The following is a 13339-nucleotide window of genomic DNA, read 5'->3' on the forward strand; positions in this document are numbered from 1 at the left end:
TACTAGACGGAGAGAGAACGCAAATGGTTTTAAAAAAATACATCTTAGCCCCGTTGTTTGTAATAAGTCAGCGCGAGTGCCAGTGCAAGTACAGATCCTTTCACGATATCCATTGCATAATACGGGACAGACATCATCACAAGTCCATTTTGTAAAATACCGATGAGCACCGCACCAATAAACGTACCGAATGCGTTTGGTTTACCTGCTCCCATGACTGAAAACCCAATAAAAGCAGCAGCTACCCCATCCATTAAATATGGCGTTCCTGCGTTAATTTCTGCTGTCATCACCCTTGATGCCAGCACGATACCACCGATCGCCGCAAATAAGGCAGACAACAGATATGCTGCGATTTTGTATTTGTTCACATGAATACCAGACAATCGGGCGGCTTCTTTATTTCCACCAATGATATACATCAACCGCCCATGCTTTGTGTAAGTCATAAAAACATGTGCAAAAAGCACAATGGCCGCCATAATCAAAATGATATAGGGGACCTGCCCAATCTTGCTGAAAAAGGCAGGGATGGTGCCAGTTGAAAAAGTACCATCAGGCAGCACCATATTTTCAGAAATGGTCGCACCTTTCGTATAGGTTTGTGCCAGCCCTTGAATGATAAACATCATGGCTAGTGTCATGAGCATATCTGGAATCTTCATTTTGACAATCATCCAAGCATTCAGCAAACCGACAATAAGAGAAGCCGCCAGCGCAGAAAGGATCGCAATGAGTGGGTTTTGCGAGAACCATACAAACATGGAGATCACAATTGCATTTGATAACGTTGCAACTGAACCTACAGATAAATCAAAGCCATTCACTGCTAATGAGATCGTCAGCCCTACTGCAATGATGGTTACAATCGAGATCGATCGTAAAATATTGATGATATTTCCTGACTGTAAAAATGCCGGATTGGCTGCCGCAAAGACAACAATCAATACGACAATCGTTAAGATGGTGCCATATTGATAAAAGAAATCAAACAGATGAAAGGATGGCCGCTGTTTCTTGATTTGTTGAACTGGGGCTGAAACTTGTCGTTCACTCATGATTGTCCTCCTGTTGAATGATATAAAAGCTCTTCTTCAGTCATTGGTGCCGTCATTTCCCGGGCAATGCTGCCATCATATAAGACGTATACTCGGTCGGCGATTCCTGCAATTTCTGAAAGCTCACTTGAAGCATAAATAACCGCTTTTCCTCTTTCAGCTAGTTCTGCAATGAGAGAGAAAATGTCCTTTTTTGCTCCAACGTCTACACCTTTGGTTGGTTCATCAAAGAGATAGACATCCGCCTCAGCCAACAACCATTTTCCAATCGCAATCTTTTGCTGATTTCCACCAGATAGATGCTTCACCTTCGCTTCAAGAGAAGGTGTCTTGACGCCAAGCCGCTTGACGATTCCATCTGCTGCCTTCCGTTCCTTAGAACGATGTAAGAAGCTGAACGGCCGTGTAAACGAACGTAGACTTGCAGCTGTTACGTTCCATCCAACAGTTTCTTCTGTTAGAATCCCTTCTTTTCTCCGTTCTTCAGGCACAAGGGCAATACCCGCTCTCACAGCGTGATGAGGTGACTTGATATGAATGGTTTGACCATGCAGCTGCACAGTGCCTGACTTTTTTTCTGAGGCGCCGAATAGGGCTTTGCACAATTCTGTTTTACCAGCACCGACTAGTCCTGCAATCCCGAGAATTTCTCCTTTTTTCACATGAAGATGAATGTTGTTTAATTTATGCTGGTCATGCAACTCTTTCACGTCAAGCACAATCGGTGCATCCTCAAGCGTTGTACGAGATGGGAATTGTTCCTCTAATGGCGCGCCAAGCATTTCTTCAATGACCTGCTTTGGATCGGTTTCTTTAATGAGGTGTGCCGCCACATCGGTTCCATTCTTCATCACAGTCAGTTCATCACAGATGTTGAAAATTTCTGGCATGCGATGCGAGATAAAAATGATGCCTGTGCCGTTCTTTTTCAATTGATGAATCATTGAGAATAGCTTGCTTGTTTCTGCATGACTAAGTGGAGCGGTTGGTTCATCCAAAATTAAAATGCTGCATTTGATCGACACAGCCTTGGCAATGAGCACCATTTGTTTTTCTGCCAGTGTCAAATCACTCACAAGACGCTTCGTCGAGATGTCAATGTCCATCTCTTTTAACAGCTGTGCTGCCTTGCGGTGAATCTCTTTCCAACGGACGAATGGTTTTTTCTCAATTTCATGAATCATCATATTTTCGCCAACACTTAAATATGGCACTAGAGCTGTATCCACTTCTTGATGTACGGTCTGCACACCGTATGAGGCCGCATCCTTTGGTGTATGAATGGTCGCCTCCTCGCCATTGATGTGGATGGTTCCTTCAAAATGTGAATGAGCACCAGAGAGAACTTTCATTAACGTTGACTTCCCAGCACCGTTAGCCCCAATCAGGGCATGGACTGTGCCTTTTTTTAATGTGAAATTTGCTTGATCTAACGCTTTGACTCCTGGGAATTCAATCGAGATGTTTTTCATATGAACAAGCGGCGTTGTCATAGGTGTCCTCCTTCTCTCCTGATCGTCAATTGAAAAACGAAACACCCTCTATGAAAAGAGAGTGCACGTGGTTTATTTTGCATAATGCTTCTTCAAGGTCTTCATCCAGTCTTCTTCAAAAGCAGTCGAAGAACCGAATCCTTTTACTTCATCTGCAAGATTGACCATATTGATGGCCTTTCCTGCATCCTGAAGCTGCTTTTGTGAAATGAGAGAGGCCTCAAGGTCATAGGAAGATGGCGTTTTCTCGCCAGCTAGTTTCTTCGCAAGAATCCTTACGTCAATTGCGCCAATGAGCTTCGGATCGACAGCGGCAGTGTACTTCCAAGGACTGTCTTTCGCAGTCATTTCTTGCAGATCGGCATTAGACACATCAATACCGTATATTTTCACTTCGGTTCTTCCTGCTTCTTTCAAAGCTCTTGCGGCACCAATCGCAAATGCATCCCACGTGGCAAAGATCGCATCCAGTTTACCCTTTGGATATTTATTTAGCATAGCCGCAACCGCATTTTGTGTTTGAACTGATGTATCAGAGGCCGCAACGCCAAATCGGTCAAGTTCCTTGATCCCTGTATGCTGTTTGAGCGTTTCTTGGTACACCTTGTTTCGTCTCACCATTGGAGGGAATCCGTCTACCCAAAGATACGCAATATTTGCTTTCCCTTTAAAATCAGCCACGAGTGCATCTAATGATTTTTTCGCTAATTGCTCGTCATCTTGAGACGTCACTGTGACTCCTTTGATATCCTTCAGCTTCGGATTTGAATCAAACGCCACAACTGGAATGCCTTTCGCTGTGATCTTTTTCACATCAGCGACGGTCGCCTCATCATCCCCATGAGAGATGATAAAGCCATCATAGTTTTCTTCTAGTGCTTGAGAAATGGCATCATGAAACTTCGCCGTATCACCATTTGCCGTGTAGACATCTACTGTAAAGCCTAGCGCTTCCCCTTCTGCCTTCGTTCCTGCTAAAAACTGAGCAGTATGATCGTCCCCGCCAATTTTACGGATGACTTTAATTTTTGCTCCCTGTCCTTTTGCAAATCGCTTCGGGACATTGTCAAAGGAGACCTTTTCGTTTGCATTAGCCTTTGAGCCTGCGCTTGATCCCGTACCGCAACCAGATAATAGCACGGTCAGGACCGTCAATAATACAAGAGATGATGTCCAATATTTACGTTTCATTGCTGTTCCTCCTCAAGTTGTTTTATTTTTCACATCGGAAAACTAGGTAAAAAAGTGGAAATATGCCTGTGAACCCCGTCGTTTGATTCTCAAAAAAGAGATCAAAAAAAGCCTCTCTTGATAAAGAGAGGCTTGATCACCGTTGCATGAAACATGTATCGGGAAGTCTTCCTCTCTTATCTGTCAAAGCTGTAACAGCTTTGCAGGAATTAGCACCAATTTCTTAAATAGAAACGGTTGCTGGGCGTCATAGGGCCAGTCCCTCTGCCTCTCTTGATAAGAGATCCGTTATGAAATTTGTTTTAGTTGAAATGTCTTCTTTACTTTAATGTGATGTCTCATCAATGTCAATGACTTTTTTGAAAATTTCTAAAATGATCATTTGCACCGAATGCCTTGTTTAACTGCCGATGATTTTCTTAGCAGGTGATGATGCCTTAAGACGGAAATCATATTTTTTCTCATTCACATATTGGGGATTGAGGTGTGCTGATCCTTTATCTTGACCGCTTTTCGAGCGATACGTTTTGTAGCCTTCCATCCATTTCCCTCGCCATACCCACTGAGAGGCTTTTGCACCTTTGCGGTCATCGTAGACATTCTTTTGGAATGTATTCTTCTTGTTCACTTCGTAGAGATTCACGACTAAGTAATGAGAGGCACTGGCTGTCATGATATTATTCGTGATTCGATTGTTCACCGATTGATATTGCATGAGCAATTGACCGCCTTCTAAGCCGGCTGTGTCATTTTTGTACAAAATGTTATGGGAGATGGTCGTGTTTGTCGTTCCGCCGCGCTTCTTGTCATATCCGCCAATTGAGATGCCTGTATAACGGTTTAAATATACTTGATTGTGCTCAATGCGAATGCGTTCGGCCATCTTCCCTTTATGTTCACTTGTGACCTCAATCCCAAGGTCATTATGATGGCTAATGTTATGATCAATCACGATGTCTTTCCCGCCATCCACATAGATTCCTCCTGCGGAGATGTCCTTGCCGTACGCTGGATTCCCAACACTCGTAATCTCATAAACTTTGTTTCTAGATACGACACCATTTCTCACTTGATCATACTTTTTAGAAGGTGCGACATTCTCAAAACCAATTAAATCAATCCCGATATTGTCCGTATGCCGGACTGTATTATGTGTCACGCGGAATTTTTTAACGTTTCCGTTTAGCACAAGGGCTTCACTAAAACCTAGTTTTAACTTTTCCACAGTGTTTCCTTTGATTTTGATGTCTTCAATGGCTGCAGGTGCTTTCGTTCCATAGACCGCAATGCCATGAGCATTCCCATTTTGATGTGTCGTCTGAATGTCGTACACACGGTTGTTAAGCAGTTTGACGCCTTTGCCGCTTCCTGTGATGAATATACCGATGGGTGTCACATCTTCTTGATTCGTTTTAATATGACCGACTGTCAGCCCTTTCAGGGTGATATAGCTTTTTTGATCAATCTTCACAAGACCACCGTCTGCTTGATTTCCTTTAAGAGATGCTCCGCTAATGACAGGCTTCTCTTTTCCATACGCTTGAAAAACAACTGGTGCTTTCTTTGTTCCAGAATGACGGACAATCAATTTCTCTTTGTATGTACCGCCTCTCATATAAACTGTTGTCCCAGCTTTCGCGATACTTGCCGCTTTTTTCAGCGTACGGAAAGGCTTTTGCTTTGTCCCTGGATGTTTGTCGTTCCCATTTGCTGCGACGTAATAGGCAGTACCTTGCTTCGCACCAGCCTCCTCCGTCATCGCTTGACAGCCAAAACTAATGGCGGTCATCAATAAAATCAATAAGGTGCCTGATATCATTCGTTTCATCTCGTTGTTTGCTCCCTTCCACTCTCTTCTACCTTTATCGGTTAAAAAAAAGAGGATTAAAATATGGCAATGCCCCTTGCAATGTACTAGTCAAAAGGTGTATGGTTGAAAGAATATCTTACAGGAAAACAAATCGCTTTTAAATTGTCAGATTAATCAGTTAATAATGAAATTGGATTTTATTTCTAAGGGGAAACTTCAGTAAAACCACGACAGAGAGGAGGAAAGCGCTTTAACAGATTTTTCTTGTCTGAATTCCAGAAAACCTATTGCTAATATTTTGTGAAGGTATAGAATAGAATCATAATTATTTCATATTATTAGAATTTTCAAATAATCAAACAGCAAGGAGATTTACGATGCCAAAACAACCCATCCGCGTTGAACTTAGTTCAACAAAAAAACCAAAACCTCAATCTGATCAACTTGAATTCGGAAAAATCTTCACAGACCACATGTTTGTGATGGATTATTCAATTGATAAAGGCTGGTATGATCCGAGAATTATTCCTTATCAGGCGATTCCAATGGACCCAGCTTCTATGGTTTATCATTATGGCCAATCTGTTTTTGAAGGCTTGAAGGCGTATGTGTCTGAGGATCAAAAGATTCTTTTATTCCGTCCCGAAAAAAATATGGAACGCTTAAACAGATCAAATGACCGCCTATGTATCCCGCAAATTGATACAGAAACGGTTTTAGAAGGCTTAAATGAACTCATTCGCATTGATAAGGATTGGGTACCTGATGCAGAGGGCACTTCTTTGTATATTCGTCCATTCATTATTTCTACTGAGCCCTATTTAGGTGTTGCACCGTCAAGCACCTATAAGCTGATCATCATTTTATCTCCAGTAGGTTCTTATTATAAAGAAGGCATCCATCCGGTCAAAATTGCGGTGGAAAACGAATTTGTCCGCGCTGTTAAGGGCGGAACAGGAAATGCCAAAACAGCTGGAAACTATGCATCAAGCCTGAAAGCACAGCAAGTTGCTGAAACGAAAGGATTTTCACAAGTCCTGTGGCTTGATGGCATCGAGAAAAAGTACATTGAAGAAGTCGGCAGTATGAATATCTTCTTTAAAATCAACGGAGAAATCGTGACGCCTGAACTGAACGGCAGCATTTTAGAAGGGATCACACGGAATTCTGTGCTTGAGCTGTTAAAGCATTGGGAAATCCCTGTGACAGAACGTAAAATTTCAATTGATGAGTTAATCGAAGCACATCAGTCAGGTGAACTTGAAGAAATCTTCGGAACAGGAACGGCAGCCGTCATTTCTCCTGTCGGTGAATTAATTTATCACGATCAGCCATACGTCATTCAAAATGGTCAAACAGGCGAAGTATCGAAGAAATTGTACGAAGCGATTACCGGAATCCAAAAAGGAACTCAGCCAGACATCTTCGGCTGGACAGTAGAAGTCGATTCGGTCGTCAAGCAGGCATAAGCAAGCGAAAGAACCTTTCATTTGATGAAGGGTTCTTTTTTGTTTCTTTATCTCCTCCATTACCTCATAATGGAAAATACGGATCTATTCCACACTTAAGGAGTGATGGTATGTTTTTTACTTATTTACTAGCGTTCTTAGGGATTTGCATCGGATCAATCATCATCGCTACAGGTTTCGATGATTCATCGTTCTTCACCCGTTTTCTATTTAAGTTTCTCGGGATTTCTATCCTCGTTCTTTCCATTACTTTTGTAAAAGTGAGGCGAAAGAGGTTACGCAACAAAAAGGCGAAAAAGACTTAGATGTCCATCAGCCTCTCATCAAATCGTGCACCAAAACAAGACCGATATCCCCACAATGGCCCCTGCATATATCCACTGTTTCCCTTTGATACTCCGCTTTCTCTCGATCAGTAAAAAGATCTCTGGTAAAAAGACGATGATGATTTCTAGGATAAAAACAAGATGATAAACTGGCGGCATTGGCTGAAAATCAAAGTCTCTTTCATCCCCACCGATGGTTGCGAAATACATTAACAGATTGGTTACTGGAATGGTAAAACAAACGAGCAAGCGGAGAACATACATCCACACATCCTGTCTATGCCGAATCAGGCCAATAAATGAAGCAATGATTCCATACAAAAACAAAACCACTGTGCCGTAACTAAGTAGAGGTTGAACGATAAAGCCGTAAAGCATTAACCCAATTGCCACCATATTCTAACCGTCCTTTCTGTGAAGCAGTACATGTTGTTTTTTCTATCATACACTGCTTTCTCCAGTTTCCATATGAAAAAATCATAAAAAACGACCCCATTAAGGGGCCATTTTATTTTAAGCATTCACTGATTTGAAGAACTGCGGTAAATATTCACGGTGCGCTTCAAGCATTTCATCTAAGATTTGCTTTGCAATTTCATCAGATGGAACGAGTGGATTGATGGTCATGGCGACAAGAGCCGTCTCGTAATCTCCTGTCACAGCTGCTTCAGCTGCCACACGCTCGAAGGACTTGATTTGTTGAACGAGTCCTCTCACAGCCACAGGCAGATCACCTGTCGCGATTGGTTTCGGTCCGTCCTTTGTAATGATACAGTTCACTTCAACCGCTGATTCGGCCGGAATGCTAGCAATCGCTCCTCTGTTCACTGTGTTTACCGGTTGAATGTCATGTTTATCATTGTAGATGGAGCTGATCAAATTACATGCTGCATCGCTGTAATAAGCCCCGCCTCTTTTTTCGAGCTGCGGCGGTTTAATCGATAAATCTGGGTCTTTATATAACTCAAATAGTTCATGCTCGACTTGCTGCACAACCTCTGCTCTTGTTCCTTTTTCTTGAGCCGCTTTTTGTTCTTCCTCCAGCATATCTTTCGTTTTATAGTAATAACGATGATACGGACATGGAATGACCCCTAAGCCTTTGACGAAAGAAGGCTCCCAGTTTTTCGCTTCAATATTCCTCATGGACCACTGGCTATTTGGATTTCCTAATTCATCGAGCACTTGATCCATAATGCTGACCCCGTCTAAATACACATCTAAGCCATAGACCATGTGATTGAGGCCTGCAAATTGTACTTCAATGCGTTTGACATCGACATCCAGCGCTTTTGCAATGCCCATTTTGATTCCAATCGGCACATTGCATAGACCGACCACTTTTTTCAGATTCGTGTAGCGTAACACCGCCTCTGTGACCATGCCCGCTGGATTTGTAAAGTTCACCAGCCAAGCATCTGGGCAAAGCTCTTCCATATCCTTCACGATGTCTAGAATGACTGGAATGGTGCGTAGACCTTTAAATAACCCGCCTGGACCATTCGTTTCCTGTCCAATGACGCCATATTTAAGCGGGATTCTTTCATCCTTGGCTCTGGCTTCGAGCAGTCCTACACGAAATTGTGTCGTGACAAAGTCCGCATCTTTCAGAGCTGCCCGGCGGTCAAGGGTGAGGTGCACTTCAATCGGCAAACCCGCTTTTTCAACCATACGTTTTGCAAGAGCACCCACGATGTTCAACTTTTCCTGACCTGCTTCAATATCCACAAGCCATAATTCCTTTACAGGCAATTCTTGATATCGTTTAATAAACCCTTCGACGAGCTCAGGCGTATAGCTTGATCCACCGCCTATTGTGACAATTTTGATTCCGTCTTTCATGAATTGACACCTCCGAATTGCTTCATTTTTTCATGGAGCTCAATGATTTCAGCTGCAAGCTCCTTGACGGTCATTGCGTTCATCAGATGATCCTGTGCATGAATCATCAAGAGACTGACGTCGGTTTTCTCTCCTCTGATTTCTCCTTGGATCAGCTCTGTCTGTGCGTGATGCGCCTCATTTAACGCGTCTTGTGCTTCCTGCAATTTTTGCTTCGCCTCATCAAAATTACCTTGCTTTGCACATGTAATGGCCTCCATGGCCGAGCTTCTACCATTACCACCGTGCAAGATGAGTTGAAACACAATTTGTTCCATTTCCATCGGCCGCATCCCCCTTGTTCCCTCTATTACATGCTGACGACATTTTCATCTGTTGATGCTTTTGCTTCAAGCTCATTTTCTTCTTTCAATTTCTGCTTATCCCACATTCTAAAGAATGGATAGTATAGTGCGAATGACAAGGCAAGGTTAATCAGCTGCATGACCGCGCCAGAGATTTTCCCACCTGTTGCGAGATAGCCTGAAATGATTGGCGGCATTGTCCACGGGACAGCGATCCCTGCCGGTTTTGCTACAAGTCCTGTGCTCATTCCGATATATGTGGTGATGATCATCATAATTGGGGTAAGGATAAACGGAATGAGAAGCATTGGGTTCATCACAATCGGCATTCCAAAAATGATCGGTTCGTTGATGTTAAAGATGGCTGGCCCAATCGCAAGACGGCCAAGCTGTTTCATTTGTTTACTTCTCGCACGCAAGATCATAGTCAGTACCAAAGCAAGCGTCGCGCCGCTTCCGCCGACATTGATAAAGATTTCAAAGAACTGTGCTGTGAAAATATTCGGCAGCACTTCTCCTGCTTGGAAGGCAAGACGGTTTTCATCCATCGCACCGAGCCAAATCGGACCCATGACTCCACCGACAATGGTGGCTCCGTGAATACCACATGCCCAGAGGAGCATTTGCACACCGATGGCAACGATACTTCCGCCTAAGCTTCCACCAAGAATGGATAGTGGTGTGCCGATTAAGACCGTGATGATATTATGAATACTCTCAAAAGGTGTCATCTCAATCAGAAGCCTAGCGACCCAGATCAGCGTGATGACCACAAAACCTGGAATAAGTGCGATAAACGATTTACTAACTGCTGGCGGTACACCATCAGGCATTTTGATGACGATATTCCGCTGTACAATAAAGCGGTAAATTTCGGTGGAAAGCATGGCAATAATCATGGCAACGAATAGCCCTTTACTGCCCATCAGTGTGACGGGAATACCGCCATTCACTAGGATAGCTTCTGTTGATCCTTCAGGTGTGAATGGTACTTGATAAGGTGTGGCTAGGAGGAAAGCTGCGACAGCAATTGCACCAGATGACAGTGCATCGACTGCATACTTTTCAGCTAACCTGTACGCGATCCCAAAGGTCGCAACAAGTGCCATAATGTCAAAGGTGGCATTCACAGGATAGGATAGTTTCGTGGCCCATTCGGCTCCGAAGACACTTGCCATAAAATCGCTGTATCCTGGAATCGGAAGGTTGGCTAAAATAAGAAACAGTGAACCGACGATAATGAGAGGCATGGTTAAAACAATTCCGTCACGCAATGCTTGTAAATGTCTTTGAGCGGCAATCTTTCCTGCAAACGGCATAACCTTCTCTTCTAGAAATCGGTTGAATCCATTCATCCCTTCCGCCCCCTTTATCCGTTCACTAACTGTTCAGCAGATTTTAAAACCTCAGCACCATTACATACGCCATAATGCACGGTATTAATTACGTCTACTGGAATTCCTTTGTCTTCTCCGAGTTTTTTCATTTGCGGTAATAAATAACGAACTTGAGGTCCTAATAAAAGCACATCGGCTTGATCAATATGATTTTTTGCAGCATCTCCAGATACTGCCCAAATACGATAGTCTTTTCCTTGTTCTTGTGCACTTTTCTCCATTTTTGTGACAAGTAAGCTTGTTGACATACCTGCTGCACAAACTAATAAAATGTTCATTGTAAACGCCCCCTTTTTGAAGTATGAAGCTTTTCTTTACACATTCATCATATTATGAAACCGCTTTCATAAACACCCATACTTTTTCCTTTAGGAAGCGGAAAAAGTTAATATCACACCATTAGTTCTTGTACGAAGGCGCTTTTTTATCCATGACATCCAGCATGTCTTCAAAGGTATCACAGGTGATGAGGTGCTGAATAAATTTCACATGATGGACAAGCTCTCCAAGCAGACGGTACATGCCTTTTAAATCTTTGGCATTCTCTTTTTCGACACAAAGCAAGCACACAAATTGAACTTTTTTCTCTCCCCAAATAATCGGTTTTTCTAATGTACAGATCGCCCAAAACGTCTCTTCTGTCAGCGGGGTCATCGGATGCGGAATCGCTGTATAATGCCCAAATGAAGTCGGTGCAGACTCTTCTCTTTCCATCACAGATTGTGTAAGTTCTACTGGCGCTAAGCCCATGTCAATGACCTTTTGCGTGAGAAAGTGTATGACCTCTTCCTTTGTTTGAAAGGCGCATTTTGTAAAGACCAATTCCTTTTTCATATATTGCGTGGCTAATGTCACTCTTGTTTCACTTGTCAAAGCTTCTTCTATTTTTAAAAAATCACTGCCTCCTAAAATCGTGTTCACTTGAATGACCGGAATCGGTAAATCCATATGAATGGGAATGGTCGTAATAATTAAATCCAATGCATGTAAAGAGACATGCGGAAGGGAATAAAGCTCTGCTGTGCCTAAAATGGTCAGCTTCGACCCAAATTGTGACCGCAAACGATCTTGAAGTAGCCTTGCACTCCCTGCACCAGACGCACAGACAATCAGGCATCGCTTCGGTGGTATCTCCATTTTCCTGCGCTCTAAGGCCGCACCAAAATGAAGTGCCATATAGCCGATCTCATTTTCATGAATGGACAAACCTGTCTCTTCTTCAATGACCCTGCTCGCCACAATCCCTGCTTCAAAGGCAATTGGATAGCCCGCTTTGATCTCATCAAGCATTGGATTTCTTAAATTCATTCCATACTTACACCGATTGATCGCTGGCTTTAAGTGCAAACTGAGGCCAATCAGCAATTCCGCATCTCCCGCTAAATCCAGCTGCAATTTTTGATCAATGGCTTTCAGCATCAGCTGAACAAGACGGCTCGTGTCATCATCCACAATTTGTTTTTGACCGCCCGTTGAAAAAGACTGTACCATTTTGGCTGTTCCTAGCAAATGAATGGTGATATAAACGATTTCCTCTTGTGGGAATGAGACATCCAGCAACCCTTCAAGACGCTCAACCATTTTTTTGGCTACCTTGTATTCTTTTGCCCTTGGGATTTCGTTGATTTCTTCAGGCAGCACAGATACATAGTTTCCGTGTCTAATCCGTTTACAGGCAATAGCAATATGAACAATTAAATTATTCATGCAAATGTCTGATAGATTCATTTTTTCCTCGTTGATATAATCAATCATGGTTCTCTGAATCAATTCCAGCTCATGTTTCGGCAAAATCGTAACCGCCGTGTTCAGCATGGTTTGATAGGAACGCCGTTCATTGAATAAATATTCTGACATGCAATAACGGATTTTCATCTCAGATCCTTTGATCCGGCAGCCTTTATTCGGCTTTGCTTCCAGCTTCAGATCAAAGGGTTCGAGCTTACGTTTGACCCATTTCATGTCATTACTCATCGTCGATTTACTAATAAACAGCTGCTCCTGTAAGTCTTCCAGCTTCACATATGATTCCGCTAGAAGCAGCTTTTTCAAAATAAATCGAACTCGTTCTTCTGGAAGAACAGCAAGCGGTTCTTCCTGTTCGACTTCTTCCTTCATAAAACGGCGAAAGGCATTCTCATCGTTGATCAACAGCTCATAGCCAGCGCCCCTAACAGCTGATACAGCTGCTTGATAAGGGGCTAGACGCTCATTCAGTTCCTTGATGTCTGTTCGGATGGTGCGGCTTGTCACTTGTAAACTGACAGAAAGCGCAGCGCTCGTGAGAGGAGTCTCAGCTGCCATCAGCTGACTTAAAATGTGCGCCAGTCTTTTACTCAGCATTAGGTCGGCCTCCTTCATTTAGGGTGGAGAATCTGCCTTGTTTGGACAGGTTGTATACGCTTACAG

General features: G+C 43.0%; 11 protein-coding genes and 1 riboswitch. Of the genes, 1 reads left to right on the top strand and 10 read right to left on the bottom strand.

Annotated elements, in window-relative coordinates; translation table 11 throughout:
* Positions 1-44: 44 nt before the first annotated feature.
* The 4 genes from BA79_RS09625 to BA79_RS09640 form a co-directional block, all read right to left on the bottom strand.
* Positions 45-1058 carry an ABC transporter permease gene (locus BA79_RS09625; protein WP_017368303.1) on the bottom strand — a complete coding sequence of 338 codons (1014 nt, stop codon included), beginning with the start codon at positions 1056-1058 and terminating at the stop codon, positions 45-47.
* On the bottom strand, positions 1055-2551 hold the full coding sequence (locus tag BA79_RS09630; RefSeq protein WP_035702503.1) for a sugar ABC transporter ATP-binding protein: 1497 nt from the start codon (positions 2549-2551) through the stop codon (positions 1055-1057). Before BA79_RS09630 ends, BA79_RS09625 begins: the two co-directional genes overlap by 4 nt.
* A 72-nt stretch (positions 2552-2623) precedes the next feature.
* On the bottom strand, positions 2624-3742 hold the full coding sequence (locus BA79_RS09635; protein ID WP_007497873.1) for a sugar ABC transporter substrate-binding protein: 1119 nt from the start codon (positions 3740-3742) through the stop codon (positions 2624-2626).
* A 173-nt stretch (positions 3743-3915) separates the two neighbouring features.
* A riboswitch (SAM riboswitch) is annotated at positions 3916-4025 on the bottom strand.
* Between the two features lie 117 nt (positions 4026-4142).
* Complete coding sequence (locus BA79_RS09640; RefSeq protein WP_035702506.1) at positions 4143-5570, bottom strand: right-handed parallel beta-helix repeat-containing protein; 1428 nt, start codon at positions 5568-5570, stop codon at positions 4143-4145.
* 359 nt (positions 5571-5929) lie between these two features.
* Between BA79_RS09640 and BA79_RS09645 the strand changes: the two genes are divergently transcribed.
* Positions 5930-7021, top strand: coding sequence for a branched-chain amino acid aminotransferase (locus tag BA79_RS09645; RefSeq protein WP_008345553.1), 1092 nt, complete (start codon positions 5930-5932; stop codon positions 7019-7021).
* 323 nt (positions 7022-7344) lie between these two features.
* On the opposite strand, the gene BA79_RS09655 is transcribed toward BA79_RS09645, so the two are convergent.
* From BA79_RS09655 to BA79_RS09680, 6 genes are all read right to left on the bottom strand, one after another.
* Complete coding sequence (locus BA79_RS09655; RefSeq protein WP_025208200.1) at positions 7345-7743, bottom strand: hypothetical protein; 399 nt, start codon at positions 7741-7743, stop codon at positions 7345-7347.
* Between the two features lie 117 nt (positions 7744-7860).
* Positions 7861-9189, bottom strand: a complete 1329-nt coding sequence (locus BA79_RS09660; RefSeq protein ID WP_017368309.1) for a 6-phospho-beta-glucosidase — start codon at positions 9187-9189, stop codon at positions 7861-7863.
* On the bottom strand, positions 9186-9512 hold the full coding sequence (locus tag BA79_RS09665; RefSeq protein WP_008345561.1) for a PTS lactose/cellobiose transporter subunit IIA: 327 nt from the start codon (positions 9510-9512) through the stop codon (positions 9186-9188). The genes BA79_RS09660 and BA79_RS09665 overlap by 4 nt, the downstream gene beginning before the upstream one ends.
* Positions 9513-9538: 26 nt before the next feature.
* Positions 9539-10888: a PTS cellobiose transporter subunit IIC gene (gene celB, locus BA79_RS09670; RefSeq protein ID WP_007497888.1), complete on the bottom strand. Its 1350-nt coding sequence runs from the start codon at positions 10886-10888 to the stop codon at positions 9539-9541.
* Positions 10889-10902: 14 nt separating this feature from the next.
* Positions 10903-11208: a PTS sugar transporter subunit IIB gene (locus tag BA79_RS09675; RefSeq protein WP_007497889.1), complete on the bottom strand. Its 306-nt coding sequence runs from the start codon at positions 11206-11208 to the stop codon at positions 10903-10905.
* Between the two features lie 121 nt (positions 11209-11329).
* Complete coding sequence (locus tag BA79_RS09680) at positions 11330-13273, bottom strand: BglG family transcription antiterminator (protein ID WP_035702510.1); 1944 nt, start codon at positions 13271-13273, stop codon at positions 11330-11332.
* Positions 13274-13339 lie beyond the last annotated feature (66 nt).

Source organism: Bacillus altitudinis 41KF2b, from assembly GCF_000691145.1.
In the GTDB taxonomy this organism is placed as follows: domain Bacteria; phylum Bacillota; class Bacilli; order Bacillales; family Bacillaceae; genus Bacillus; species Bacillus altitudinis.

Coding starts and splice junctions, on each gene's coding strand:
- BA79_RS09675 (WP_007497889.1), bottom strand. CDS start 11,208: ATGAACATTTTATTAGTTTGTGCAGCAGGTATGTCAACAAGCTTACTT.
- BA79_RS09640 (WP_035702506.1), bottom strand. CDS start 5,570: ATGAAACGAATGATATCAGGCACCTTATTGATTTTATTGATGACCGCC.
- BA79_RS09660 (WP_017368309.1), bottom strand. CDS start 9,189: ATGAAAGACGGAATCAAAATTGTCACAATAGGCGGTGGATCAAGCTAT.
- celB (WP_007497888.1), bottom strand. CDS start 10,888: ATGAATGGATTCAACCGATTTCTAGAAGAGAAGGTTATGCCGTTTGCA.
- BA79_RS09645 (WP_008345553.1), top strand. CDS start 5,930: ATGCCAAAACAACCCATCCGCGTTGAACTTAGTTCAACAAAAAAACCA.
- BA79_RS09665 (WP_008345561.1), bottom strand. CDS start 9,512: ATGGAAATGGAACAAATTGTGTTTCAACTCATCTTGCACGGTGGTAAT.
- BA79_RS09655 (WP_025208200.1), bottom strand. CDS start 7,743: ATGGTGGCAATTGGGTTAATGCTTTACGGCTTTATCGTTCAACCTCTA.
- BA79_RS09630 (WP_035702503.1), bottom strand. CDS start 2,551: ATGACAACGCCGCTTGTTCATATGAAAAACATCTCGATTGAATTCCCA.
- BA79_RS09680 (WP_035702510.1), bottom strand. CDS start 13,273: ATGCTGAGTAAAAGACTGGCGCACATTTTAAGTCAGCTGATGGCAGCT.
- BA79_RS09635 (WP_007497873.1), bottom strand. CDS start 3,742: ATGAAACGTAAATATTGGACATCATCTCTTGTATTATTGACGGTCCTG.
- BA79_RS09625 (WP_017368303.1), bottom strand. CDS start 1,058: ATGAGTGAACGACAAGTTTCAGCCCCAGTTCAACAAATCAAGAAACAG.